The sequence below is a fragment of the Streptomyces sp. 7N604 genome (genome assembly GCF_052245475.1).
Classification (GTDB): Bacteria; Actinomycetota; Actinomycetes; order Streptomycetales; family Streptomycetaceae; genus Streptomyces.
The window spans coordinates 172,111-196,374 of sequence record NZ_JBQQBX010000005.1; the positions used below are offsets into that span (position 1 = coordinate 172,111).

A 24,264-nucleotide genomic window follows, 5' to 3' on the forward strand; every position below is an offset into this window, starting at 1 on the left:
GCCGACGAGCGATTGCGGTGCGCTGGAGTACAGGCAGTACGTCGATGACCAGGGACCGTCGACACTCACAGAACGGCCGCTGTGCTGAGTCTTCCGGTGGATGCCGCCGTCGTCGAGTCGTTGGGCGTGTTGTCCCGCTTTCGGATCGAGTTCTACGAGTGTCTCAACACCGCGGATGCGCTCTTCGAGCTCACCGACACATCAATTTGCTGCGAAGTTAGGGCTGGGCGGGTGGCCGTCGGGCAGGCACCCGAATTCGGCAGCTGGTGGTATGTAAGTGTCCGTGATCACGGGTTGAGCTGGGTTTCGGGCAGTGCGCAGGTGAAGGGGCGTGTGCCACGCTCCCTGACCGGCGGGGCCGGTGAGGTTGACCCAGTGTAGGCGGGCGAGCTCGTTCCTGACGATGCGCCAGGTCTGACCGGTGCTGCGTTCGGTGAGGCGGACCAGCAGCATGGCCAGCCAGCACACAGCACGTGCGCGGATGCGCTCATCGACACGGTGATAGACGGGACGCAGGTTGAGGGTGTTTCTTCATGGTGCGGAAGGCGAGTTCTCCAGCAGGTACTTGTAGCCGAGCGCGACGTCTCCAGGGGTCAGATCCGGGTCCGAGGTGGCCAGCAGGTACTTGCCATCCAGGTTGGCCTCGGCCCTGACTTTCGCCCGGTCGATCGAGAGTCGGCCGCTCGCGGGGAGCTGCTTGAGCCAGCGCCCCAGGCTGGGGTGCTCGCGCAGGGCGCATTCGGCCTATGGCTCCCGCCGCGAATCGGGTCCGGACTCATCACTCGGCCTGGGACGATCGACTCGTGGGCGCCAGGCCGAGGGCCAGGTGACGTCCCGGTTGGCAGGACCGGTCACACCCAGACTGGCCCGTGCGTACTCGATATACTGGCGCTGTGCGTCTCTGAACTCCAAGTACGCATTTTCCCAGCTCTGTTCGGCTTCCGTGGGCACGCCCCGCGCCAGGTGCTCCAACCGCCACAGGCAATGGTTCAGCGTCTTGGACGCAGTGTTCGTGTCAGTGTCTCCCAACAGCGCGCAGGTCTCCGACAGCGCGGAACGGCGGGCCTCAGCCGCACCGAGCTCGGCGTGCACCTCCGCGGTGAGCTCCAGCGGCGCGGGACCGGTCACCAGCCCGCGGCCCGCAGCGATGCTCTGATAGCGGCCAGCGAGCTCTTTGACCGCGTGGATGTACTCAGCATAGGCGTCCAGGCGCCGCTCGTCCCAGCGCACGGACTGCTCACGCCGCCACCGTGCCCGGTCGTTCAAGTTGCTCACCAGGAACGACGTGACAGCTCCCAGCGCAACGCCCACCAGCGGAAGTATCTGTCCCGACAGACTCATAGAGGTCCCGATCGCGTAGTCAAACGGTTCTCCCATCCTCCCGACCGGAGCCCAGCGAAGTATGTGATTCCGCCACGCGCGGCACTGGTGACTCCTCGGACGCGCCCTACAAGCAACCGGAAGGCTTCACAACCTCCGCCGCCTACAGCGCAGGGACGTCCTCTGGCGTCATCTCGGCAAGCACCAACTCGGCGAGCTCGGCTTCCAGCTTCTCCACCCGTACCCGGGCGGCTACCTCGCGAGCCTCCAACTCCTCGAATAATGAGCCCATCCGCCACCTCCTCCACCGTCACGGTAGAGACGAACGGGACCCGCACACACCCGGATCAGCGCTCTCCCAGCTCAACCCTTTCCGTCACAAGAGCCGCACCCGAAGGAGTTCCAGCTGCATTACGTCGCCTACCAGCGGATCAAGAACGTCGCCACCGCCCGTTTCCAGCCGCGCAGCCACACCCTCGTGGTCCGGCTTGCGGTCGACGACCCCGACACGGTAGAGCTGGCCGAGGCTTCGCCCGTGACGTACGCAAGATCGGCTATCTGGGTACCGGCCATCTGGAGCTGTGGATTCGCTCCCAGAAGACTTCGCGGCTGCCGGTGGCCTCGTCCGGCGAAGCGTCGAAGGCCGCTGAAGAGCGGTCGGGGGCGGGTGCGCATCGGAATCACGTACCGCTCCGAACTTTGTCAGCGTTCAAACATACATGCCAGGTTCATGATGACCGATCATGATCGCGCCGTGCACTCAACGACCCCGTCCGTCGCCCTGCACTACCTTCCAGTAGACGACCTGATCCCCAAGCTCAGGCGGCGATGACCCACAGGCTTGGGCACTTCCGAGACGGGGCACGAGGATGTCTCCTACCTGGCCCCACTCTTCAACGCCGTGGCGGCGTATAGGGCCGAGGAGCACTTCATGCTGTTGCCTGAGCCGGCGGCACGCAGCAGCCTGGCGGCAGACGACCGACAGCTGACGTCGTGGGGCGCCACCAAGTTCATCCGTTCCTCATTCTCAGCAGGGCTGATGCATGTGGAAGCCCTGACCAAGCTTGTGGTCGTTGCGCGGCAGATCGATCCGTATAGTCCGTGGACCCTACTGCGCGCTGTCCAGGAGAACTTCGCCACGGCTGTGTGGCTGCTGGACGGCAAGGACCGAGCCGAGCGCCAGCATCGTGCGCTCACCTTGTGGGCCGAAGACTTTCGTAACCGCGCCCAGCATGAGGCCGATGTCAAGCACGTCGTTACAGGTCCCAGGGAGAAGACCGGTCGTCAGCGGTATGAAGAGATCAAGCAACTCGCCAGCAACCTAGGGCTCCCCAAGCTGCCCAGGCCGAGCACTGGCGACATCATCTTTGCCGCAGCTTCGACTGCCGGACTCGATCCTGAGCGGACGCGGGCAGCGTGGCGCGTAGCCTCTGGCTTCGCCCACGGCCGCATGTGGCCCAACCTCCGCGCTTCCGAGCCCCGCAGCGCTACCCCCACGGCCGACGGCTACTTGATCGGCTTTGTGGTCGACGACGAACAACTTGAATTCCTGGCTACGGTCTGCCTCAAACTCCTAGAACACGCTGCTCAGCGGTACAGCGCCCACAGCGCGCCGTAGAGCGATCCTCTCTGCCGGCTCGGGGACTCGCTGCCGACTGCTACGAAGTTCCCGTCGGGGCGGTAGGAGTGATCAGCCTGGCCGCTTATGTCGCTGCTCGGCCTTCCACTGGTCGATGAGTTTCTTTTTCCAGCCCTTGGGCGGGGGCCAGGGAACGCCCCAGACAGCAAGTTGGTCCCGGGGCCAGCCGCCTGCGGGAGTGCGGGCAACCTCGATGTCATCCGGAGAGGGGATCACGCTGCCCGTAGTGCACGACGAGACAGGACCTGGACCAGGGTTCAGTGCAGGGACGGGGAGCATGGGCGCGGCAGACTCCGACAGACTGCTGGAGGTGTTGGTCTGCGTGCCGGCGCGGAGCCGGTAGGGGCGAGTGTGCCACACCCAACCGCGCCTGAGGATCAGGGCTGCGAGGTCCATGGAGTCCAGTGGCATGGATCCGGCAGCGGCGCCTACCTGGGGCCACGTCAGTTCTCCATGCTCGTCGAGGGCGGCACTGAGCGCGGCGTCCAGACGCGGATCGACCGATTGGTTCTCAAGGAGGCTGCGAGTGCGGTTGCCGTCCGTGGCGACGAGGCCCCAGCCCCGGTCGCGGCAGAACTTCTCCATGGCACAGTACTTGGCGACGTTGATGGCGATGGCCATTTCGTAGACGGGTTTGACTTCGATGAGGATGCAGCGTCCGTCGGTGGTGGCCACAAGCAGATCCGGGTAGTAGGTGCGCTGTTGCCCGGCGAACTGGTAGCTGACGGCGAAGGGCTGCTCCTGGTAGTACGCGATCTGCTCGGCGAAACTGAGCAGCTGGATCACCCGCAGCTCGGTGTCCGACTCGTATGCCACGTCCCGGCCCAGCTTCGGACAGTGCCACACCCCGGAGCGCCCATCGTCGGCGTCCATCTCGCGGAGCGCTTCCAGTTCCTCGCGCGGTGGGGCCGGTTCGGGCGCCCCGAACCATGTGACTTCGGCCGCCAGTGCCGCCCAGCGTTGGGTAGCGCGCTCGATACGGCCCTGTCGCGCGGCCTCGCGGCGGAAGGCGTCGTAGCGCAGGGTGCGTAGCGTCATGGCCTCGGCCGCCAGGTTGTCCGCCCGCACCTTGTGGGCGCCAGCCAGGCGGGCGAGCAGCGGCACCGCCTGCCTCGGCGCTACCGAGGGCAGTAAGACCTCTGCCAGGTCGAGCAGACGTTCATCAGGCGAAGGTCCTGAATCTGGCGGCACGTTGTCCACGCAGCTCAGATCGGTCAGCAGCTTGAGGAGTTTCCGCGAGGCCGGAGCGGTTGTGTTCACCATGCCGCGGAGCGCCCTCGTCTGCAGTTGCCGAATCCGTTCGCGGGAGACGCCGAGAGCCTCTGCCACCTTCTCCTGCGGCTGGGCCGGCTGATCGTGCAGGCCGAGCCGACGGGACATGATCTCCCGGTCCCGCTCGACGGGAATCTCTCCCACCGCCACGGCAGCGAGCTCGCGCAATACGAGTACCGTGTCGGCGTCGCGCTCAGCAATGAGAGTCCAGTCACCTGTCAGGCCCACAGCGCCCGGGCACAGGCACTCCAGCAGCCAGTCGTCCAGCAGCAGCCGCGCGCTGTCCTGCCACAGACGCCGAGCGGCAGCCTGCCGCACAGGAGCGGTCACGGTCGCCAGGTCATTCACCACCTGCCGGGCGACGAAGACCTCGCGGCGCTCAGGACGCAGCACGTGACCGGTCACCTCCTGCCAGTCGGCCAGCACTTCGGCGACCGCGCCGGGACTCGCTGGCGTACCGGAGGTGGGAATGCGGTGGTCACGCTCCCCGCGCTCGCGCCGCTCACGGCGGCGTTCGTCCAACACGCTCTGCCACGGGTACGCGGGATCCACGGCTAGCTGAGCCCTCAGCCACTCCAGCGCCTCATCATCGGCCGGGCCCGGCTGGGGAACGAGACGTGTCACGCGAGCGCGGATGGCACCCGTCGAGCGACCATGCCTCTCGGCGAGCTCCTGCAGAGCGAGCCCCTCCCGTACACCGTCAACAAGCAGGGCGTCCTCCCTTTCGCTCCACGAGCGGCCCTGCCTCGATTCGGGCGCCTGATCCTGCACACTCTCCCCCCGCGGTTACGGCTACTCGTCTGCCTTGGCCTGCAGTTCTACTCCACCACAGACCACGTCCAGCCTCGCGGCAGTTGCAGTGCCACGCATAGGGCAACAGCGCCATGTGCCCAATGATCCGAACCAGCTCGGAGGCCTCGCCCGCCCCTCTGCTCCTGGGACTTTTCAGGGACTTTCAGCGCTGTCTGAGGGACTTCCGAGGGACTTTCGCGGCCTGACGCGGCAAGCCTCTGAAAGGTCAGGAAGGGCCTCCGACGCAAGTCAGAGGCCCTTTCCTAGGCAAATGCGCAGGTGGCAGCAGACGAGTCGAGCTGTACGCCGGGGTCTATCGCCCTCCGCCGCGAAAATCCCTCGAGGGATCTTTGCAATGTGGCCGACGCATGATCGGATATGCAACAGCATGGTTTCGGGAACGTCGATCCAGAGGGAAAGCCTCCATCCTGCATCAGGCAGCGAGGCACACGCCACCTTTCACTGCTGGGAATTTTCGTACGACCGTCACCGCTGGACGAGTAAAGGTGACATCCAATCCAGACCTCGTTGCAAGTCGTTTCTCCTGAAGGCTCAGCATCAACTGCACCGGTCCGCCGACTCGTTCCATCTCTCGAGACACCAGCCCCAACGATTCGGAGAACTCCCAGGATGATGAAGCAAATGACAAAGCACCGACCTCCGGGACGGCTGCTAGGCGAAAGGTGAGGCGAGCATCCGGCTTTGGCCCGCTTCCCGACCTTGCTGCCGCCTTCCGTTCGAAGATATCAGCGGAGCATCCGCAGGGAGCACCCACCTCTGGCATCGGCTCAAGATACTTTGATCCATCGCAGACATGTATGCAGTCTTGCCCATCCCTCAAAACCATACGATTCGTCATGAATGCGTTGCTATCAACATTCACCACGATGCTGTCCTTATGGAGCAAGATCTCAAAGATCACCCCCTGCCGCCGGCAGTCCCGAGCCTTTCCCGCATACAACTGAGCAAGAATTTCGGCGACTTCCCTGCTCCTGGTGGTCAGCAACCACGCAGGTAGCGCCACCGATCGCCCGTTGCTTACTTCTTCCGCCCTCAATTGACCGACGGGTTCACCCCATCCGTGATCTTCAGCCATACCAGCGCTCCCACGCTCAAGAGACAGATCTTCTCAGGATCGTCGGAATCTCGCGTTTGGCCGTGCCGGGATTCTCGTGTAGAGGGCGCATCAAAGGTCAGATACTGCGTCTCGAAACCGTTTGACCAGCGAACAGGGTGCTGGTGCGAGCGAATCTGCATGGCCGGCACCTCAACCATCGATTCTCGCGCAGTGCACCGCGGTCAGCCTCGCACCTACTGCTGCAGACCGACGCCGGTGATCAATACAGCATGATCGCAGGACAAGCGGCGGCCATGGCGGTGCGTATCCTTATGAGATCCCCGCCGGGTCTCGTTCGGGACCATGAATTACGCCGGCCACCCAGCGCACGGCTGCGTTAGTGGGAAAGAGAGTCACCCTCACACCGAAGTCCAGAAGGATCTCCTTGCGAGCCTGGACGTCCGGCGCTTTCTCCCAGCGGTCCGCAACGGTCTCGCCGGTCGGCCGACGGACCATGCCCGGTGAGCGCTGCGGCTCGACTTCAAGCGCCGCCAGCTCCTGCCCCATCGCGGCGTAGCGCTCCCGAAACCAAGCGGCATCGTCGGGCGCGTCGTACAACCCAGCCTCTCGGTCAGCCCTAAGCCTCTCCCGGTTCGCTCGGATTTCAGCCATGCGCTCTGGCACTCCATTTCCCGGGTCGTAGACCGTCTCGAAAATCATGCCGTCACCGAACGTTTGCAGAAACCATTCCTCTACTCGTGCATCCAAAATATGGGCCCGGATGAGCGGCGCGGGACGGCAGTCCTTGGCGCTCACCCATCCCTTGTTCCGGACGGTGCAGACATACCGCGGCGGCGCGTTGGAGGAGGTCTGTGTGTATAGCCGGTTGTGGCACTGCCCGCACAGCGCCACCTCTGTGAGCATGTAGTCGCGGTTCGTTCGGCGGCCGACCCATGGCGTTTTGCGGGGAGCGAGGGCCCGCTTCAGGGCCTCATGGGTTGCCCGGTCCCACAAGCCCTCGCAGAGACGTACGGGGTTTCCCTCTTGATCGATGACGGGCTTGCCCTGATGCATCAGGTAGCCCAGAGCCGCTTCAGACAAAAGGATGTCCTTCAGACTCGTCGGCTGCCACGGTCGACCACGTGTCGGCTTGCCGTACATGACAGCCAAGTGATCAGCTGGCGACAGTTCCCCAGCGCGGGTCAGGCGGGCAGCCTCGCTGCTGGGGGTGACGCGTTCGGGGTCAGCCAGGATCCGGCGAGCGACCAGCCTGATCACGGTCGAGGCGTGCGGGTGTAGCTCTACGTGATCAATCTTGCCACCCATCGCGACACGCACGTACCGGAACCCGTAGGAGGGCTTCCCCTTCGGCCGACCAGCCGCCCGTGTCTTGACAGTGGCATGGCGGTTCCGACGCTGGATGGCACGCAGCTCCATTTGCGCGCCCCACGCCTCCATCGTGAAGCGGTTCTCGTCGGTCTGGTCGTCCAGATTCCACGGGCCGTCGTGACCGTACGTGACGAGCAGCTTGCCCTCGTCGCGCATCTTGTAGCCCGTGTTCAGGCAGTCAACGACGTTGCGGCCGAGTCGGTCGACAGCCGCGGCAACGAGACCGTCGTACGGGCCCTTCTCATCGCGGAGCCACGGGCCCAGCTTCGGCCGGGTCATCGGGTCCGTCGCCCCTGAGACCTCCCAGTCGTCAGCCCAGCCGATGATATGCCCGTCAACCGCTGCGGCGGCCGTCAGAACGTCCCCGCGCTGGCGCTCCGGAGAGGTAGTGGCTGCCTTCATGCGGGACAGCCGCCGCACGCCGAGCAGGCACCTCCCGCATCCGTCGTAGGGTCGTTCGATTATGTTCGGGTCCGTACCGCGCAACGCCTTCTCCTGTTTCGCACGCAGCGTAAGGAGAATTGGCGGCCGCACCCAGGACGATCTTGATCAACCCAGGAAGCTCAGTCGAACCTGACGGTTGACATTAGAGATGTTGGTGTCCACGAGGCATACGGACTGCCAGGTGCCGAGCTGCAACCGTCCGCCGACGACCGGCAGCGTCGCGTGCGGCGGCACGATCGCGGGCAGGACGTGGTCCCGCCCGTGCCCCGGACTGCCGTGCCGGTGCTGCCAGCGGTCGTCGGCGGGCAGCAGTTGGTGCAGCGCAGTCAGCAGGTCGTCGTCGCTGCCCGCGCCGGTCTCGATCAGGGCGACGCCGGCGGTTGCGTGCGGTACGAAAACGTTGAGCAGCCCGTCGCGGCCGCCCGCCGCCTCGCGCAGGAAGTCCGCGCAGACCGCGGTCAGGTCGTGCACTGTCTCGGAGGATCCGGTGGCGACGTCGATCATGCGGGTGGTGAAGGCATCGGACATACCTCCATCCTGGCCCAGGCACGGGATACGCGTCCGCGTGTCGGGACGCCGTTGACCGTGCGTGGGGGGGGCCGCTGCTGGTGGCGGGGGGCGCTGAAGGCTCCCAGGGGCGGACGGGAAGATTCCCGCTTCCCGGCGAGTTGGCAGAGGCGTGAAGGACAGCGGGGTGCGAAACGTCGAGGTCGTGGTCATAGGGGCTGGGCAGGCGGGGCTGTCCAGCGCGTATCACCTGCGGCGGACCGGCTACGAGCCGGACCGGGACTTCGTGGTTCTGGACCACTCGCCGCGGCCCGGCGGCGCCTGGCAATTCCGCTGGCCGACGCTCACCTACGGCAGGGTGCACGGCATGCACGCCCTACCGGGCATGGAGCTGACCGGGGCCGACGACACCCGGCCCTCGGCGGAGGTCATCGGCACGTACTTCGACTCGTACGAGCGCACCTTCGGTCTGCGGGTGCGCAGACCGGTGGACGTGAGGGCGGTACGGGAGCGCGGGGGCGGCAGGCTGCTGGTCGAGACCTCGGCCGGATCCTGGGCCACGCGCGCGCTGATCAATGCCACGGGCACCTGGGACCGGCCCTTCTGGCCCCGCTACTCCGGCCAGGAGACCTTCCGCGGGCGGCAGTTGCACACCGCCCAGTACCGGGGGCCGCAGGACTTCGCGGGCCTGCGTGTGATCGTCGTCGGCGGCGGCACCTCGGCCGTACAGCACCTCATGGAGATCGCGGAGGTGGCGGCGGAGACCACGTGGGTGACTCGGCGCCCGCCGGCCTTCCGCGAGGGCCCGTTCGACGAGGACCGCGGGCGGGCTGCCGTCGCGCTGGTCGACGAGCGGGTGCGGAGCGGACTGCCGCCGCAGAGCGTGGTGTCGGTGACCGGGCTGCCCATGACCGAGGCGATGCGGCAGGCCCGGGAGCGCGGTGTGCTGGACCGGCTGCCGATGTTCGAGCGGATCACTCCGGAGGGGGCGGTCTGGGCGGACGGCCGTACGGTCGCGGCGGACGCGATCCTGTGGGCCACCGGGTTCCGGGCGGCGGTCGGCCATCTGGCGCCGCTGCGGCTGCGCGAGCCGGGCGGCGGCATCCGCGTCGAGGGCACGCGGGCGGTCCGTGATCCGCGCGTCCACCTGGTGGGCTACGGTCCGTCGGCAAGCACCATCGGCGCCAACCGCTTCGGGCGCGCCGCGGTCCGCGAGATCCAGGCATTGCTCGAGCACGACGAGCGGACTGCGGTGCCTGACGTGCCTCCCTTGCCTGGCTCGCTTGCCGTGTCCGCGTGACACTCGGCATTCCAGGCCATCGCGCTGGACCTCATTGGCCGAGGACACCCACCGGGTCGCGCTCCGGAAGGGGCTCCCGTTCCCCCGCCTGGTCGGCTAGTTCCGCGTCGCGGCGGACGAGCGCCGCGTAATGGCCGTCCAGGGCGAGCAGTTCCTCGTGCGTCCCGCGCTCGGCGATGCGCCCGCCGTCGAGCACGACGATCTGGTCCGCCCCGCGGACCGTGGAGAGCCGGTGGGCGATGGTGATCGTCGTCCGGCCCTCGGACAGGGCGTCGATGGCCTGCTGCACCGCCTGCTCGGTACGGGTATCGAGGGCGCTGGTGGCCTCGTCGAGAATGAGGACCGGCGGGTCGCGCAGGATGGTGCGGGCGATCGCCAGGCGCTGCTTCTCGCCGCCGGAGAAGCGGTAGCCGCGCTCGCCGACCAGCGTGTCGTACCCGTCGGGCAGGCCCGCGATGTGGTCATGGATCTGCGCGGCCTTCGCCGCCGCCTCGATCTCGCCGTCGGTCGCATCGGGCTTGGCGAAGCGGAGGTTGTCGGCGACGGAGGCGTGGAAGAGATACGTCTCCTGGGAGACGACGCCGACCGCGCGGGCGAGGGTGTCGAAGTCCAGGTCCCGCACGTCCACTCCATCCAGCCGGACATGACCGCTCGTCACATCGTAGAGCCGGGGCACCAGATAGCTGAGCGTGGTCTTCCCGGAACCGGTGGTCCCGACGACGGCGAGACTTCCGCCGGCGGGCAGGGCGAGGTCGATGCCGCCGAGCGTCGCGGCACCGCCCGCGTGGGCCTCGGCACCGGCGTCGTAGGAGAAGTGCACATCCTCGAAGCGGACGTCGCCGCGCACCTTCTCCAGCCGCACCGGCTCGGTGGGCTCGGTGATGTCCACCCGGAGGTCGAGGTATTCGAAGATGCGCTGGAAGAGCGCGAGCGAGGTCTGCACCTGCACGCCCGTGGACAGCAGACTGACCGTGGGCCGGAACAGGCCCTGCTGGAGGGAGACGAAGGCGACCAGGGTGCCCAGCGAGACGGCGGGGCCGCCCAGTTGCAGCGCCACCCCCGCGGCCCAGTAGATGACGGCGGGCATGGCGGCCATCACGATGCCGATGACGGACATCCGCCAGCGCCCCGCCATGTTGGAGCGCACCTCGAGGTCGACGAGGCGCTCGGACTCGTCGGCGAATGCCTTGGTCAGGGATTCGGCCCGGCCCATGGTCCGGCCCAGCAGGATGCCGCTCACGGACAGCGACTCGGTGACGATGGCGGCCATCGCGGCCATCTGCTTCTGCCGCTGCGAGGTGATCTTCTTGCGCTCGCGGCCGACCCTGCGGCTGATCCAGACGAACAGCGGCAGCAGGGCCAGCGAGACGGCGGTCAGCCGCCAGTCCAGGGCGAGCATCGCGACGACGGTGGCGACCACGCTGGTGAGGTTCGAGACCAGCGAGGTGGCGGTGGAGGTCACGGTGGCCTGCATGCCGCCGATGTCGTTGGCGATGCGGGACTGCACCTCGCCGGTGCGGGTGCGGGTGAAGAAGGCCAGCGGCATGCGCTGCAGGCGGGCGTAGACCGCGGTGCGCAGATCGTGCATCACGCGCTGGCCGACGGTGGTCGAGATCAGGGTCTGCAGGACGCCGAAGATGCTGCTCACGACCGCGGCGGCGATCATGCCGAGGGCGAGCAGGCTCAGCAGCCCCGTACGGCCCTGGGGGATGGCGGTGTCGAGCACCTCGCGCAGCATGAACGGCGAGGCCACGGTGACCAGCGAGGAGGCGGCGACCAGCAGCCCCACGACGGCGAGGCGGCCGCGGTAGGGGCGGAAGAGCCGGAGGATCCGCCGCACCTGGGCGGGCTGTTCGGGGTCGGGGGGCGGTGGGGTCCAGTCGGGTCCGTCGGGATGCATGGGCTCCTACGGGCGGATTCGTCTTGGTTCGGCAGTGACGAAGAGAGCCTAGCTCATTGTTACCTATATTCACAATGAACTCTGTCCTGCTATTCTCGCGGACATGCGCTCCTCCCACGACAGTTCCGGCCACGACGGCTCCGGCCACGACCTGTCCGGCCCAGACAGGTCCGGGCCCGACAGGTCCGGGCCCGACACCGACGGTCCGCTCGCCGAGCAGCTGCTGCGGCTCACCCGGCGGATGCACCGCGCGCAGAAGCGGCATCTGGAGCCGCTCGGGCTGACCCCCGCCCAGTCCCGGCTGCTGCGCACCGTGACCCACTTCCCGGAGCCGCCGCGGATGGCCGATCTGGCCCAGCGGCTCGAGGTCGTGCCGCGGGCCGTCACGACGCTGGTGGACGCGCTGGAGGCGAACGGATCCGTGCGCCGCGTGCCCGATCCGGTCAACCGCCGGGTGGTGCGCATCGAGCTGACCGACGAGGGACGGGGAGCGCTCAAGGCGCTGCGCGCGGCGCGCCGGGCCGCCGCGGAGGACATTCTGGCCCCCCTGACAGCGGATCAGCGCAAGGTGCTCGGCGAGCTCCTCGCGGACCTGGTGGGCGCGCCGGACACCCGCTGAGCGCCGTCGCCCGGGGAGACAGGCGCGGCGGGCCGCAGGGCCCGCGGCCGAGCGTTTCAGGCGCCGGCAGCCAGGCGCTTCGGGCCCGCGGGCTGGCGCGGTTCAGGCCCCGAGGTGGGCCGTGTCGCCCATGACCACGACCGGGTGCTGGGCCGGTTCCAGCGTCCGGAGCAGGTACTCCATCGCGGACTTGGGGAGGCTCACGCAGCCCGAGGTGCCGCTGCCGTGGTCCATGTGCAGCCAGATGCTGCCGCCCTTGGACTGGCCCTGCGGGCGGGTCGGGTCGTTCGGCGACGTGCCCTTCACGCGGTTGTAGTCGATGGCGATGACGTAGTCGAAGTCGTGCCAGTGGGTCCTGGGCCAGTAGTGCGGCGCCGCGTATCCGGGCGACTGGTCGTACGGCAGCCCGGCGCCGGGCTCCGGGTCCGGCAGGACGCCGCCCGCGTCCGAGAGCGTGAAGACGCCGACGGGGCTGCGCTTGTCGCCCTCGCGGTGGTCCGTGGTCCAGCCGCGCTTGCCGTTGTGCGCGGCCCAACTGTGCGTACCGTCCCAGGTGTTGCCACGCCGGGTCCACAGCACGACGGTGGACTCCGCGGAGTCGGCGCCCCGGCCGTACACGGCGAGGACCTGCCGCGACGCCGCCGGGATCCGCGAGCGGAGCCGCTCCCCCACGTCCGGGATGCGCTTCAGGCCGGAGGCGGGCGCGGCGCCTGGAGTGGGTCGTGCGCCCCGGGCGCCGTGCCGCGTGCCCGCGTCGTCGTGCCGCGCTTCCCCGCCGCCGCTGCCGCCGCCCGATCCGCCGCAGCCCGCGAGGAGCGCGATGCCCGCCGCGGCAACGGCCACTGCCCGCAAAGTCCCCGAAATGTGCATGGACCCCATGGTCCCATCCCGTTACGCCGCGGTGACGGTGGGCCAGAAAAATCGGTTGATTCGGACGGTCGACCGGCGCGAACCTTGCACGGCTCAGCAAGGAATACGACGAAATCGACAAGAACGGTCCCTGGGACGTCATGCAGATTCGTGATCTTCCGTATCCCGATCCAGGCGTTCCGGACGCCCGGTCCGGCCCGCGTTTTCTGGTGTGGCTGGGCAGGCAGCAGCTGGGCGGCCAGCTCAAAGCTCTGCTGTGGGGAACGCTGCACATGTCCGGTGTCGCCCTGCTCCCCGCCGCGGTGGGCATCGCGGTGCAGGCCGTCGTCGACGGCTCCGGCGCGCGACTCGCACTGGCCGGCGGGCTGATCGCCGTGCTGGGCACGCTGATCGCCCTCGGCGACACCATGCTGCACCGCAGCGCCGTCACCAACTGGATCACCGCCGCGGCCCGCGTACAGCAGCTGCTCGCCCGCAAAACGGCCGAGATGGGCGCCGCGTTGACCCGGCGGGTCGCGGCAGGCGAGATCACCGCGGTGTCGACGGGCGACGTGGAGAGGATCGGCTGGTTCGTCGAGGCCCTCTCGCGCTTCGCCGCGGCCGCCGTCACGACCATGGCCGTCTGCGTGGCCCTGGTGGTGTACGAGCCCGCGCTGGGCGGTGTCGTGGCCATCGGCGTGCCGGTGCTCGCCCTGGCCGTACTGCCGTTGCTGCCGCGCGCCACGCGCCGCGCCGACGAGCAGCGGGCGAAGGCCGGCCGGGCCACCGAGCTCGCCTCGGACACGGTCGCGGGGCTGCGCGTGCTGCGCGGCATCGGCGGCGAGGAGCTGTTTCTGAGCCGCTACCGCCGGGCCTCGCAGGAGGTGCGGAGGGCGGCGGTGCGCAGCGCCAGGATGTGGTCGCTGATCAGCGCCGTCCAGGTGGTGCTGCCCGGTCTGCTGCTGATCGCCGTGGTCCGGTACGGCGCCGGGCTCGCCCTGGACGGCCGGATCGCGGTCGGCGAACTGGTCACCGTCTACGGGGCAGTCACCTTTCTGCTGTTCCCGTTGCGGCACTTCGAGGAGATCGCGATGGCGTACTCCTTCTCCCGGCCCTCGGCGAAGCGGGCCGCGCGGGTGCTGGGCCTGCGGCGCACCACGACCGAGAAGGCCGGCTGTGCGCAGGAGCCGCTGACCGGCGACCTGTACGACCCCGAGAGCGGGCTGCTGGCCCCCGCGGGACGGCTGACGGTCGTGGTGTGCGGCGATCCGGACGCGGCCGGGCGGCTGGCCGACCGGCTCGGCGGCCACGCCCCGCTGCCGGCGGACGGCGAGAGCGCGCCCTCGGCTCTGCTCGGCGGCGTGGCGCTCGACGAGGTGCCGCTGGAGGCGGCGCGGGCCGCGGTGCTCGTCCAGGACAAGGACCCGGTGCTGCTCTCGGGGACCTTGGCCGAGCTGCTCGACATCCCGTCGTCCGGCGCGGTGTCGCGCGACGAGGCGCTGGCCGCGGCCCAGTGCGGCGACGTGCTGGACGCGCTCGTGCAGTCCTCCGCCGGTGCCGCAGACGATCGTGAAGAGGGGGGCGACCCGATGCGGACGCGGATCACCGAGCGCGGGAGGTCGCTGTCCGGCGGTCAGCGGCAGCGTCTCGCGCTGGCGCGCTCGCTGGTCGCCGACCCGGAGGTGCTGGTGCTCGACGAGCCGACGAGCGCCGTCGACGCACACACCGAGGCGCGGATCGCGGACGGGCTGCACCGCATCCGCGCGGGCCGTACGACCGTCGTGTTCGCGTCGAGTCCGCTGCTGCTCGGCCGGGCCGAGCGGGTGGCGTTCGTGCCCGAGAGCGAGGTGGCCGCGGTCGGCCTGCACCGCGAGCTGCTGCGCGGCAACGCCGCCTACCGGGCTGTCGTCACCCGGGAGACGGACGAGGAACAGCGCGAACGGGAGACCGGCCGGGCCGGATTGACCGGCGTGACACCCATGGCAGGAATCGAGGAGTCGGCATGATCGGCGTAGCGCCACCGGCGTACGACCCCGCGGCACCGGAGACGGCGGCGACGCTGCCGGTCGGCTCGCCCGCGACGGTGCGCCGTTACGTGGGCGAGCTGCTGCGGCGGCACCGGCGTGCCTTCACGCTGCTGGTGACGGTGAACGCGGTCGCGGTCATCGCGTCCATGGTCGGCCCGTACCTGCTCGGCGGCCTCGTGGAGCGCCTGGCGGACGGAGCCCGGGACCTCCGTCTGGAGCGCACCGTCGCGCTGTTCGCGGTGGCGCTCGCGGTCCAGACCGCCTTCGTGCGGCTGGTGCGGCTGCGCGGCGCGATGCTCGGCGAGGAGATGCTCGCGGATCTGCGCGAGGACTTCCTCGTACGGTCCGTGGGGCTGCCGCCCGGCGTGCTGGAGCGGGCCGGGACCGGCGACCTGCTGTCGCGGATCACCACCGACATCGACCGGCTGGCGAACGCGATGCGGGAGGCCGTACCGCAGCTGGCCATCGGCGTGGTGTGGGCCGGGCTGCTGCTCGGCGCGCTCGGGGTGGCGGCGCCGCCGCTCGCGCCGGCCGTGCTGGTCGCGGTGCCGGTGCTGCTCGTCGGCTGCCGCTGGTACTTCCGCAGGGCCCCCGCCGCGTACCGCTCCGAGGCGGCGGGCTACGCGGCGGTGGCCGCGGCGCTCACCGAGACCGTGGACGCCGGGCGCACCATCGAGGCGCACCGGCTCGGCAGGCGCCGGACCGCCTTGTCGGAGCGCAGGATCCGCGAGTGGACGGCCTGGGAGCGTTACACGCTGTGGCTGCGCACGGTCCTCTTCCCGGTGATCAACGCCGCCCACGTGCTGATCCTCGGCTCGGTGCTGATGATCGGCGGAGCGTTCGTGCTGCAGGGCTGGATGACGGTCGGAGATCTGACGACGGGCGCCCTGCTCGCGCAGATGCTGGTCGAGCCGGTCGGGATGATCCTGCGCTGGTACGACGAACTCCAGGTGGCACAGGTGTCGCTGGCCCGCCTGGTAGGGGTGCGCGAGATCGAGGCCGGGGACACCGACGGCCGGGTCTCGCCCGACGGCCGGCACGTCCGGGCCGACGAGGTGCGGTTCGGCTACCGCACGGGCGCCGACGTCCTGCACGGCGTGTCGCTCGATGTCCGGCCGGGCACGCGGCTGGCGCTGGTGGGCCCCTCGGGCGCGGGCAAGTCCACCCTGGGCCGGCTGCTGGCGGGTATCTACGCGGCGCGGGCGGGCGAGGTCACCCTCGGCGGCGCGGAGCTGGCCCGGATGCCCGCGGAGCGAGTGCGCGAGCATGTGGCGCTGGTCAACCAGGAGCACCATGTCTTCGTGGGCTCGCTGCGGGACAACCTTCTGCTGGCTCGCACGGGCGCGCAGGACACCGAGCTGTGGGCGGCGCTGACCGCGGTCGACGCGGACGGCTGGGCGCGATCGCTGGACGACGGCCTGGACACGGAGGTCGGCTCGGGCGGCCTCGCGCTCACGCCGGCGCAGGCGCAGCAGATCGCGCTGGCCCGCCTGGTGCTGGCCGACCCGCACACGCTGGTGCTGGACGAGGCGACCTCGCTGCTCGACCCGCGCGCGGCCCGGCACCTGGAGCGGTCGCTCGCCCGGGTCCTGGACGGCCGTACGGTCGTGGCGATCGCGCACCGGCTGCACACCGCGCATGACGCGGATGTGATCGCGGTCGTGGAGGACGGGCGGATCAGCGAGTCCGGCAGCCATGACGCGCTGGTCGCAGCGGACGGGGCGTACGCCGCGCTCTGGCGCTCCTGGCACGGGTGATGCGGGGGGACGGCGTACGGGTCCAGGCTCCCCCCATGGGGCCCGAACCCGTACGCCGGGCTTCTCATCCTGACGCGTCCGCTTCCTCCTTCGCGCGGCGCTTGAGGACGGCGATCGATGCGAGGGCGATCAGCGCGAGGGCGATGATGTAGCCGGAGACCGACATCGAGGTGCCGGTGCCCTCCAGCAGGAGCACCATCACGAACGGCGCGAGGCCGCCACCGAGGACAGCGGCGAGCTGGTAGCCCAGCGAGGCGCCGGTGTAGCGCATCTCCGCCGAGAACAGCTCGGCGAACAGCGCCGCTTGCGGCCCGTACATGATGCTGAGGAAGACGCTGCAGACGAAGGTTGCGACGGCCAGCCCGAGGAGCGAGCCGGTGTCGATGAGCAGGAACATCGGGACTGCCCACACCAGCAGGCCCACTGCGCCGATCTCGTAGACCCTGATGCGCCCGATCTTGTCCGACAGCGCGGCGGCGGCAGGGATCATCAGCAGCTGGAAACAGCTGACCAGCAGGGAAACACCCAGCACAGAGCTGCGGTTCATGCCGAGTTCGCGGGTCGTGTAGTCGAGCACCCCGGTGATCATGATGTAGAAGGCCGCGGTGTTGACGGTGAAGGATCCGCCCGCGAGCAGCACGGTCCGCCGGTGGTTGCGGAGGATCTCACGCAGCGGGGAACGCCCGGTCTGCTGTGCCTTCTCCTGCGCGGCCAGCCGCTCTTCCGCCTCCCGGAACTCCGGGGTCTCCTCGACGCGGGCGTGGATGTACCAGGCGAGGAGCATGACGAGGACACCGACGAGGAACGGCAGCCGCCAGCCCCACGAGGCGAAGGCCCCGCCCGCGGCGGACCCGGAGACGAGGAAGGCCAAGTTGGCGGTCACGACTCCGATGGGGACGCCGAGCTGGACGAGACTGCCATAGAGACCGCGCTTGCCCGGCGGAGCGTACTCGGTGGCCATCAGCATCGCGCCGCCCCACTGCGCGCCGACGGCGATGCCCTGCAGGATGCGGAGGAGGACCAGCAGGACCGGCGCGAGGATGCCGATCGTCTGGTACGAGGGCAGCAGGCCGATCGCGGTGGTGGCCAGGCCCATGACCGTGAGGGCGAGGACGAGCATGGGCTTGCGGCCGTGCTTGTCACCGAAGTGGCCGGCGATGACACCGCCGAAGGGGCGGGCGATGAAGCCGACGGCGAACGTCGCGAAGGCCGCCAGCACGCCCGCGACGGGGCTCGCGGAGGGGAAGAACTGGTCACCGAGGACCAGGGCGGCCGCGATGCCGAAGATGAAGTAGTCGTACCACTCGACGGCCGCGGCCAGGGCGGCCGCGCCGGCGGTGCGCCGGCGGCGAGAGATCTCGGCGGAGGTTGGGGCTGCGGTAACGGTGGTCGGGGATGTGTCCATGGTGCCGCCCTTCGGAAGGGACGTGGGGACGGATGAAGCTGTCGGCCGACAAGGTGAGCGGGGAACCCGGGGTAAGGTGCGAGTGAACGTACCGACCGGGCGGTATGGCGTCAACGGTTTGCGCAGGACAAACCCCACAGACACCGCGGAGGGCCGGGAACGGCTGTCGTTCCCGGCCCTCTCCGCAGGTGTGGATCCGGCGCTTCAGATGATGCCGAGCGCCCCCAGGCAGCCGGCCCCGCCGAGCAGCATGAAGACCGGCATCAGGACCTTCAGCTCCACCCAGCTCCCCGCCCTGAAGCGCATCGCCTTGGGCGGGCCGACCGGGTACCAGCGCTTGCGGCCGATCGGGATCGGCCACAGGACCGGGCAGCCGGAGACGGTCAGGGCGTCCCCGATGTCGTGCACGATCGCGCCCAGCACGATCGGCAGGCCGAGCCACAGGTACTCCTGGCCCGGCGCGGTGAAGAGCCAGTCCGAGCCATTGCCCGCTTTGTGCAGAATGTCCGCGAGGATCCAGGCGCTGGTCGCGCCGAGCAGCCAGACGAGGACGTCGCTGGAGACCCGGGCCGCCCGCCACAGCAGGCCCTCGACCGCCAGCACCATATGCACGAAGAGGATGGCGAGCACCGCCCAGCGGCCGCCCGTCATCGCCAGCACCGCCGTCCCCGCGCCGATGAGCACGGCCCACAACCAGGTGTGGGTGAGCGTGCGGTGCCCCCCCGAACGCCGCGGGTCGCCCTGCATCTTGGTTGCCTTGTAGACGGCGTACGAGATCTTGTCGATCACCTCGCACAGGCCGCGCGAGAAGGGGCCGAAGGCACGGGATATCGTCGCCGACTTGTGATCGAGGTCGGGGGCGAGCGCCGCGCCCGCGCAGATCAGGGCGCCGACGACGAGAACGGGCCAGGGCATCGGACGGCCGGCCGCGGCAGCCGCCGCGCCCACCCCCAGCCAGGCCGCCGCCCCGGACAGCGAGTGCGCCGGTCCCATCATGGTCGTTCCCCACCCCTTGTTGTTGTGCGATTGTCGTGCGGTGACGCCGAGTTGGCGGCACAGCGTACCGCCCCGCGATCTTCGCTTGAGCGGCCGGTTCCCGGATCGGGGCAGGAGGCAGGCAGTATGGAGGGCGTGACCCTCATCGATCATCTGCCGAACGACGCCGATCCCGATGCCCTCTTCGAAGCGTTCTCGACGTGGGCCGAGGAGCGGGGCATCGCCCTCTACCCTGCCCAGGAGGAGGCGCTGATCGAGGTGGTCTCCGGGGCGAACGTCGTCCTGTCGACTCCGACGGGCTCCGGCAAGAGCCTGGTCGCGGCCGGCGCCCACTTCACCGCCCTCGCGAACGACCAGGTGACCTTCTACACCGCACCGATCAAGGCGCTGGTTTCGGAGAAGTTCTTCGACCTGTGCAAGCTCTTCGGCACCGAGAACGTCGGCATGCTGACCGGCGACGCGTCGGTCAACGCGGACGCTCCCGTGATCTGCTGCACGGCCGAGGTGCTGGCGTCCATCGCGCTGCGGGACGGCAGGGACGCCGACATCGGCCAGGTCGTGATGGACGAGTTCCACTTCTACGCCGAACCGGACCGCGGCTGGGCCTGGCAGATTCCGCTGCTGGAGCTGCCCCAGGCGCAGTTCATCCTGATGTCCGCGACGCTCGGCGACGTGACGCGGTTCGAGAAGGACCTCACGCGCCGGACCGGCCGCCCCACCGCGGTCGTACGGTCCGCCACCCGGCCCGTACCCCTGTCGTACGAGTACCGGACGACGCCGCTCACCGAGACCCTGACCGAGCTGCTGCAGACACACCAAGCGCCGGTCTACATCGTGCACTTCACCCAGGCCGCGGCGGTGGAGCGGGCGCAGGCGCTGATGAGCATCAACATGTGCTCGCGTGAGGAGAAGGACGAGATCGCCGCGCTGATCGGGAACTTCCGCTTCACCACCAAGTTCGGCCGGAATCTCTCGCGTTACGTCCGGCACGGCATCGGGGTGCACCACGCCGGGATGCTGCCGAAGTACCGGCGGCTGGTCGAGCGGCTCGCCCAGGCCGGTCTGCTGAAGGTCATCTGCGGCACGGACACCCTCGGCGTCGGTGTCAACGTGCCCATCCGCACAGTGCTGTTCACGGCGCTGACGAAGTACGACGGGAACCGGGTGCGGACGCTGCGGGCCCGGGAGTTCCACCAGATCGCGGGCCGTGCCGGGCGCGCGGGATTCGACACGGCGGGCTTCGTCGTGGCCCAGGCGCCCGAGCACGTCATCGAGAACGAGAAGGCGCTCGCCAAGGCCGGCGACGACCCGAAGAAGCGCCGGAAGGTGGTCAGGAAGAAGGCGCCCGAGGGCTTCGTGAACTGGGGCCAGAACACCTTCGAGAAGCTGATCGCCTCCGACCCCGAGCCGCTGACCTCCCGCTTCCGCGTCACGCACGCGATGCTGCTGTCGGTGATCGCCCGGCCGGGCAACGCCTTCGACGCGATGCGGCGGCTGCTGGAGGACAACCATGAGGACCGGCGCTCGCAGCTCCGGCACATCCGGCGGGCCATCGCGATCTACCGCTCGCTGCTGGACGGCGGGGTAGTGGAGAGGCTGGACGAGGCCGACGCGGAAGGCCGGATCGTACGGCTGACGGTGGATCTGCAGCAGGACTTCGCGCTCAACCAGCCGCTGTCGACCTTCGCGCTCGCCGCCTTCGAGCTGCTGGACCCCGAGTCGCCGTCGTACGCCCTGGACATGGTGTCGGTCGTGGAGTCCACGCTCGACGACCCGCGGCAGATCCTCGCGGCACAGCAGAACAAGGCGCGGGGCGAGGCGGTCGCCGCGATGAAGGCGGAGGGCGTCGAGTACGAGGAGCGGATGGAGCGGCTGCAGGACGTGACGTATCCTCAGCCGCTGGAGGAGCTGCTCTTCCACGCGTACGGCGTCTACCGCAAGAGCCACCCGTGGGTCGGCGACCACCCGCTCTCGCCCAAGTCGGTCATCCGCGACATGTACGAACGCGCCATGAGCTTCAGCGAGTTCGTCTCCTTCTACGAGCTCGCCCGGGTCGAGGGCATCGTGCTGCGCTATCTGGCGAGCGCCTACAAGGCCCTGGAGCACACCGTTCCCGACGATCTGAAGTCCGACGACTTCCAGGATCTGATCGCCTGGCTAGGCGAGATGGTCCGCCAGGTCGACTCCAGCCTGCTCGACGAGTGGGAGCAGCTCGCCAACCCGGAGGAGGAGTCCGCGGAAGAGGCCCAGGACCGGGCGGACCAGGTCAGGCCGGTCACCGCGAATGCCCGTGCCTTCCGGGTGCTGGTACGGAACGCGATGTTCCGGCGGGTGGAGCTGGCGGCTCTCGACAAGGTCCGCGAACTGGGCGAGATGGACGCCGAATCCGGGTGGGACGAGGACGCATGGGCGGATGCCATGGACGCGTACTGGGACGAGTACGACGACCTGGGCACCGGACCGGACGCCCGCGGGCCGAAACTGCTGCGGATCGAGGAGCAGCCGGAACACGGCCTGTGGCGGGTCCGGCAGACCTTCGCCGACCCGGGCGGCGACCACGACTGGGGCATCAGCGCGGAGATCGACCTCGCGGCCTCCGACGAGGAGGGCCGCGCGGTCGTCCGCGTCACGGACGTGGGGCAGCTCTAAGCCTGCGCGCATTGGCTGCTGTTGCGCTTCCTCGCCGGCTCCACCGTCCAACGCCGGGCGTATGAAGGCCAGCTGGCGCTGGACCCCGGCCGGCTCACCGGTCGTACGCGTGGTGGCAGGGCAGACCAGCCGCACCGCACCCACCAGCGCGCAGATGCTGACCACAACGGCGACCATCCGGCGCGACCATCGCAGCACCTGACGCGCCGTTGATGGTGGTCCGGACATCTGCTGACCTTAGCCCGGCCGTGGCGGGCCGATGAGAATTCGCCGGTGGGGCCGTCGTCCGGCAGGAGCGCCAGTCGAACGGCGCCCGCCCGCGCCCTCGGCCAGAACTCGGCAGCCGACGGCGGCGCGTGGCGCGTGAGACGAGGTCAGTCGCCCGGCATCCGGGATGGCGGTGGGGCACGGCCTCACTTGGGTGGCAGGCTCGCGGCGAAGGCATGACCTTCCTCGATCCAGTCGCTGAGCACGGCGTCCTCGGCGAGGGCCGACGAGTCCACCATGATCCAGTCGCGCATCGGCCGACTCGTCATGTCGAAGACGCGCGCACCGGGCCGGGCCAGGGCCGCGTCGGCGCCGTCGGGCCCCACGCGAACGATGAGTTCACCGCCGTGCACGCCCACGGCCATGTTGCCGCGGCAGAGGAAGGCGAGACCGCCGAACATGCGCTTCTCGGTGATGGCAGGATCGGCACCCAGGCGATCGCGAATCCGCTCGGCCAGTCCTTCGTCGAATGCCATGACAGACCTCATTCCTCATGTCTCACCGCGGTGCCCTCAGCCTGTGCTCGAGGTCGCGCAGGTCCTTGGCGATGGATGAGCGGACCTTGCGGGCCATGATCGGCGCGGCCAGTCGGTAGTAGCCGCCTGTGCCGCCCCGGACGCGGATGCGCGCGAGCGTACCCCGCGGGTGCGGGGTGAAGGTGTACGTGACGTGCATGGGCATGGGGCCCGCCACGGAGACCATGTCCAGCAGCCGTGAGCGTTCGTAGTCGGCCACGCGCAGCACGTAGTCGATGCGTTTGCCGAGGAAGTACGCGGTGCGGGTGACCTCGGCGCCGACTCCGAACCCGCCCCCGTCCGCTTCCCGGGTCAGTTCCGCCGTGCGGATGCCCTGGGTCCACTCGGCGTCGTTGCGCCAGTCCATCGCGTAGCCCGCCACCAGCTCGGGTGGAAGCGGGATGAGGCGTTCTGCCGTCTCGTCGATCGTCATCCGGTGCCTCGTCTTCCCCGACGGCGCCTCCCGAGCTTCCCGTTGAGGCGGTCAGGCGCTCCATTCAGGATTCCTGCCGCTGGCTGCGAGCGCCCTGTGGAACGCGGGCGCATCGGTGGATACGGGTATGGGCGGGCCGTAGAGCCCGGAGACCCGGGCGCCCTCCGCGATCTCTCCGACCGCGCCGAGCGCGACCCGTGCGGCATCCTCGCTGATGGCGAAGGTCCGGCCGGTGGCGCGGGCCAGATCCCAGCCGTGCATGGCGAGTTCCTCAAGGGTGATCGCGGCGGCCAAACCGGCGGGCATCTCTCCCGGGCCGAACTCAGTGCTGCCCTCGAACGCGGCCGGGTTGCTCCAGGCCTCCGCGGCTCTGTTCGCGGACTCGGCGACGGCCGCCGGGGACGTGCCCGAGGCAGCGGGCCCGGCGGGCTGCGGCTCCTTCCGCGCGGCACGAGCGGAGGAAACCAGCGTCTCGCCGAAGTGGTCGAGGAGCTCGGCGACGGTGAACTTCTCGCACGGGGTGCGGTCGCCGAGTTGATCGGCACGGATACCCGAGGCGGTCGCGGCGACCGCGTCGGCGCATTCCCGGATGGCGGTGTGCAGAGTGCTGTGCGGGGTGTTCATGAGTTCGCTTCTCCCAATGGCAACAGCCGGTGAAGAACGGAGCGGGCCTGCCGGTCTCGGCGTAGGCCTTGAGCTGCAGGAACTTCGTCGCCCAGCCGTAGGTGAAGTCGCGGTAGGCGTCGTCTTCGGAAGGGAAGCCGCTGTGGGTGAACCGCACGATGACGTCCCATCGGCCGGGACAGCACCTCGTACGCCTGTTGGGCGCCCGTCCAGAGGCTGTTCTCGCCCTCCAGGTCGAGCCGCTTGCCGGGTCCGGCCTCGGTGGTGCGCAGCCGCCACGGCTCCGGCGCGTCCGGGAACTGCAGCCGACGGAGCCCGTCCACGCCCTCTCCCGCGGTAGCCGTCGTGGTCAACCAGCCCTCGATGCCCTCGGTGGTCGAGATCGCTGCGTACACGGTGTCCGCGTCGGCCTCGATGTGCAGCTGCATCGCGATGTCCGCCATGTCGGTGCCCCCTCGCCCTGGCTCTCAGTTGCTTAAGTCAAGACTAAAATATCGAGCCCC

General features: G+C 69.3%; 21 protein-coding genes and 1 pseudogene. 7 read left to right on the plus strand and 15 right to left on the minus strand.

The window, feature by feature from the left end:
* Window positions 1-345: 345 nt before the first annotated feature.
* From ACTWP8_RS07460 to ACTWP8_RS07470, 3 genes and pseudogenes are all read right to left on the minus strand, one after another.
* Window positions 346-744 (minus strand): annotated as a pseudogene (locus ACTWP8_RS07460) (IS1634 family transposase); the annotation flags it as partial.
* Window positions 745-1,311: a hypothetical protein gene (locus ACTWP8_RS07465; protein WP_443321345.1), complete on the minus strand. Its 567-nt coding sequence runs from the start codon at window positions 1,309-1,311 to the stop codon at window positions 745-747.
* Between the two features lie 172 nt (window positions 1,312-1,483).
* A complete protein-coding gene (locus tag ACTWP8_RS07470; protein WP_443321346.1) occupies window positions 1,484-1,612 on the minus strand; it encodes a hypothetical protein in 129 nt (42 codons plus the stop codon).
* A 639-nt stretch (window positions 1,613-2,251) separates the two neighbouring features.
* Here ACTWP8_RS07470 and ACTWP8_RS07475 point away from each other — a divergent pair.
* On the plus strand, window positions 2,252-2,938 hold the full coding sequence (locus ACTWP8_RS07475) for a hypothetical protein (RefSeq protein ID WP_443321347.1): 687 nt from the start codon (window positions 2,252-2,254) through the stop codon (window positions 2,936-2,938).
* 72 nt (window positions 2,939-3,010) lie between these two features.
* Here the strand turns inward: ACTWP8_RS07475 and ACTWP8_RS07480 are convergent, their stop codons facing one another.
* The 4 genes from ACTWP8_RS07480 to ACTWP8_RS07495 all read right to left on the minus strand — a co-directional run bounded on the left by ACTWP8_RS07480 (window position 3,011) and on the right by ACTWP8_RS07495 (window position 8,441).
* Complete coding sequence (locus tag ACTWP8_RS07480; RefSeq protein WP_443321348.1) at window positions 3,011-4,657, minus strand: TnsA endonuclease N-terminal domain-containing protein; 1,647 nt, start codon at window positions 4,655-4,657, stop codon at window positions 3,011-3,013.
* A 799-nt stretch (window positions 4,658-5,456) separates the two neighbouring features.
* A complete protein-coding gene (locus ACTWP8_RS07485) occupies window positions 5,457-6,119 on the minus strand; it encodes a recombination directionality factor (protein WP_443321349.1) in 663 nt (220 codons plus the stop codon).
* A gap of 291 nt (window positions 6,120-6,410) precedes the next feature.
* The gene (locus tag ACTWP8_RS07490) at window positions 6,411-7,955 is read right to left on the minus strand and encodes a recombinase family protein (protein WP_443321350.1); all 1,545 of its coding nucleotides are present in this window, start codon (window positions 7,953-7,955) and stop codon (window positions 6,411-6,413) included.
* Window positions 7,956-8,018: 63 nt separating this feature from the next.
* A complete protein-coding gene (locus ACTWP8_RS07495) occupies window positions 8,019-8,441 on the minus strand; it encodes a secondary thiamine-phosphate synthase enzyme YjbQ (RefSeq protein WP_443321351.1) in 423 nt (140 codons plus the stop codon).
* Window positions 8,442-8,607: 166 nt separating this feature from the next.
* Between ACTWP8_RS07495 and ACTWP8_RS07500 the strand changes: the two genes are divergently transcribed.
* The gene (locus ACTWP8_RS07500; protein ID WP_443321352.1) at window positions 8,608-9,720 is read left to right on the plus strand and encodes an NAD(P)-binding domain-containing protein; all 1,113 of its coding nucleotides are present in this window, start codon (window positions 8,608-8,610) and stop codon (window positions 9,718-9,720) included.
* Between the two features lie 31 nt (window positions 9,721-9,751).
* On the opposite strand, the gene ACTWP8_RS07505 is transcribed toward ACTWP8_RS07500, so the two are convergent.
* Window positions 9,752-11,620, minus strand: a complete 1,869-nt coding sequence (locus ACTWP8_RS07505; RefSeq protein WP_443321353.1) for an ABC transporter ATP-binding protein — start codon at window positions 11,618-11,620, stop codon at window positions 9,752-9,754.
* A 241-nt stretch (window positions 11,621-11,861) separates the two neighbouring features.
* Here ACTWP8_RS07505 and ACTWP8_RS07510 point away from each other — a divergent pair, with 241 nt between their 5' ends.
* On the plus strand, window positions 11,862-12,239 hold the full coding sequence (locus ACTWP8_RS07510) for a MarR family winged helix-turn-helix transcriptional regulator (RefSeq protein ID WP_443321459.1): 378 nt from the start codon (window positions 11,862-11,864) through the stop codon (window positions 12,237-12,239).
* A 102-nt stretch (window positions 12,240-12,341) separates the two neighbouring features.
* On the opposite strand, the gene ACTWP8_RS07515 is transcribed toward ACTWP8_RS07510, so the two are convergent.
* The gene (locus tag ACTWP8_RS07515; protein WP_443321354.1) at window positions 12,342-13,109 is read right to left on the minus strand and encodes a L,D-transpeptidase family protein; all 768 of its coding nucleotides are present in this window, start codon (window positions 13,107-13,109) and stop codon (window positions 12,342-12,344) included.
* 140 nt (window positions 13,110-13,249) lie between these two features.
* Here ACTWP8_RS07515 and ACTWP8_RS07520 point away from each other — a divergent pair, with 140 nt between their 5' ends.
* On the plus strand, window positions 13,250-15,094 hold the full coding sequence (locus tag ACTWP8_RS07520; RefSeq protein WP_443321355.1) for an ABC transporter transmembrane domain-containing protein: 1,845 nt from the start codon (window positions 13,250-13,252) through the stop codon (window positions 15,092-15,094).
* On the plus strand, window positions 15,091-16,872 hold the full coding sequence (locus ACTWP8_RS07525; RefSeq protein ID WP_443321356.1) for an ABC transporter ATP-binding protein: 1,782 nt from the start codon (window positions 15,091-15,093) through the stop codon (window positions 16,870-16,872). Before ACTWP8_RS07520 ends, ACTWP8_RS07525 begins: the two co-directional genes overlap by 4 nt.
* Window positions 16,873-16,936: 64 nt before the next feature.
* Here ACTWP8_RS07525 and ACTWP8_RS07530 read toward each other — a convergent pair whose 3' ends face one another.
* Together ACTWP8_RS07530 and ACTWP8_RS07535 are read right to left on the minus strand one after the other, a co-directional pair.
* Complete coding sequence (locus tag ACTWP8_RS07530; protein WP_443321357.1) at window positions 16,937-18,277, minus strand: MFS transporter; 1,341 nt, start codon at window positions 18,275-18,277, stop codon at window positions 16,937-16,939.
* 204 nt (window positions 18,278-18,481) lie between these two features.
* On the minus strand, window positions 18,482-19,273 hold the full coding sequence (locus tag ACTWP8_RS07535) for a metal-dependent hydrolase (protein WP_443321358.1): 792 nt from the start codon (window positions 19,271-19,273) through the stop codon (window positions 18,482-18,484).
* Between the two features lie 135 nt (window positions 19,274-19,408).
* On the opposite strand from ACTWP8_RS07535, the gene ACTWP8_RS07540 reads away from it, so the two are divergent.
* The gene (locus tag ACTWP8_RS07540) at window positions 19,409-21,922 is read left to right on the plus strand and encodes a DEAD/DEAH box helicase (RefSeq protein ID WP_443321460.1); all 2,514 of its coding nucleotides are present in this window, start codon (window positions 19,409-19,411) and stop codon (window positions 21,920-21,922) included.
* 61 nt (window positions 21,923-21,983) lie between these two features.
* On the plus strand, window positions 21,984-22,124 hold the full coding sequence (locus ACTWP8_RS07545; protein WP_443321359.1) for a hypothetical protein: 141 nt from the start codon (window positions 21,984-21,986) through the stop codon (window positions 22,122-22,124).
* A 211-nt stretch (window positions 22,125-22,335) separates the two neighbouring features.
* Here the strand turns inward: ACTWP8_RS07545 and ACTWP8_RS07550 are convergent, their stop codons facing one another.
* The 4 genes from ACTWP8_RS07550 to ACTWP8_RS07565 are packed head-to-tail and all read right to left on the minus strand — an operon-like array spanning window position 22,336 to window position 24,204.
* The gene (locus tag ACTWP8_RS07550; RefSeq protein ID WP_443321360.1) at window positions 22,336-22,665 is read right to left on the minus strand and encodes a TfoX/Sxy family protein; all 330 of its coding nucleotides are present in this window, start codon (window positions 22,663-22,665) and stop codon (window positions 22,336-22,338) included.
* Between the two features lie 22 nt (window positions 22,666-22,687).
* Window positions 22,688-23,137, minus strand: a complete 450-nt coding sequence (locus ACTWP8_RS07555; protein WP_443321361.1) for an SRPBCC family protein — start codon at window positions 23,135-23,137, stop codon at window positions 22,688-22,690.
* Between the two features lie 51 nt (window positions 23,138-23,188).
* Entirely contained in the window at window positions 23,189-23,761 is a 573-nt protein-coding gene (locus tag ACTWP8_RS07560) for a TIGR03086 family metal-binding protein (RefSeq protein ID WP_443321362.1), read from the minus strand.
* Window positions 23,758-24,204, minus strand: coding sequence for a hypothetical protein (locus ACTWP8_RS07565; protein ID WP_443321363.1), 447 nt, complete (start codon window positions 24,202-24,204; stop codon window positions 23,758-23,760). Before ACTWP8_RS07565 ends, ACTWP8_RS07560 begins: the two co-directional genes overlap by 4 nt.
* Between the last annotated feature and the right edge of the window lie 60 nt (window positions 24,205-24,264).

What these genes read in the sequence shown, in the direction of transcription:
- ACTWP8_RS07470 (WP_443321346.1), bottom strand. Translation starts at nt 1,612, where the DNA reads ATGGGCTCATTATTCGAGGAGTTGGAGGCTCGCGAGGTAGCCGCCCGG.
- ACTWP8_RS07475 (WP_443321347.1), top strand. Translation starts at nt 2,252, where the DNA reads ATGCTGTTGCCTGAGCCGGCGGCACGCAGCAGCCTGGCGGCAGACGAC.
- ACTWP8_RS07485 (WP_443321349.1), bottom strand. Translation starts at nt 6,119, where the DNA reads ATGGCTGAAGATCACGGATGGGGTGAACCCGTCGGTCAATTGAGGGCG.
- ACTWP8_RS07495 (WP_443321351.1), bottom strand. Translation starts at nt 8,441, where the DNA reads ATGTCCGATGCCTTCACCACCCGCATGATCGACGTCGCCACCGGATCC.
- ACTWP8_RS07505 (WP_443321353.1), bottom strand. Translation starts at nt 11,620, where the DNA reads ATGCATCCCGACGGACCCGACTGGACCCCACCGCCCCCCGACCCCGAA.
- ACTWP8_RS07510 (WP_443321459.1), top strand. Translation starts at nt 11,862, where the DNA reads ATGCACCGCGCGCAGAAGCGGCATCTGGAGCCGCTCGGGCTGACCCCC.
- ACTWP8_RS07515 (WP_443321354.1), bottom strand. Translation starts at nt 13,109, where the DNA reads ATGCACATTTCGGGGACTTTGCGGGCAGTGGCCGTTGCCGCGGCGGGC.
- ACTWP8_RS07520 (WP_443321355.1), top strand. Translation starts at nt 13,250, where the DNA reads ATGCAGATTCGTGATCTTCCGTATCCCGATCCAGGCGTTCCGGACGCC.
- ACTWP8_RS07525 (WP_443321356.1), top strand. Translation starts at nt 15,091, where the DNA reads ATGATCGGCGTAGCGCCACCGGCGTACGACCCCGCGGCACCGGAGACG.
- ACTWP8_RS07530 (WP_443321357.1), bottom strand. Translation starts at nt 18,277, where the DNA reads ATGGACACATCCCCGACCACCGTTACCGCAGCCCCAACCTCCGCCGAG.
- ACTWP8_RS07535 (WP_443321358.1), bottom strand. Translation starts at nt 19,273, where the DNA reads ATGATGGGACCGGCGCACTCGCTGTCCGGGGCGGCGGCCTGGCTGGGG.
- ACTWP8_RS07545 (WP_443321359.1), top strand. Translation starts at nt 21,984, where the DNA reads ATGAAGGCCAGCTGGCGCTGGACCCCGGCCGGCTCACCGGTCGTACGC.
- ACTWP8_RS07550 (WP_443321360.1), bottom strand. Translation starts at nt 22,665, where the DNA reads ATGGCATTCGACGAAGGACTGGCCGAGCGGATTCGCGATCGCCTGGGT.
- ACTWP8_RS07555 (WP_443321361.1), bottom strand. Translation starts at nt 23,137, where the DNA reads ATGACGATCGACGAGACGGCAGAACGCCTCATCCCGCTTCCACCCGAG.
- ACTWP8_RS07560 (WP_443321362.1), bottom strand. Translation starts at nt 23,761, where the DNA reads ATGAACACCCCGCACAGCACTCTGCACACCGCCATCCGGGAATGCGCC.
- ACTWP8_RS07565 (WP_443321363.1), bottom strand. Translation starts at nt 24,204, where the DNA reads ATGGCGGACATCGCGATGCAGCTGCACATCGAGGCCGACGCGGACACC.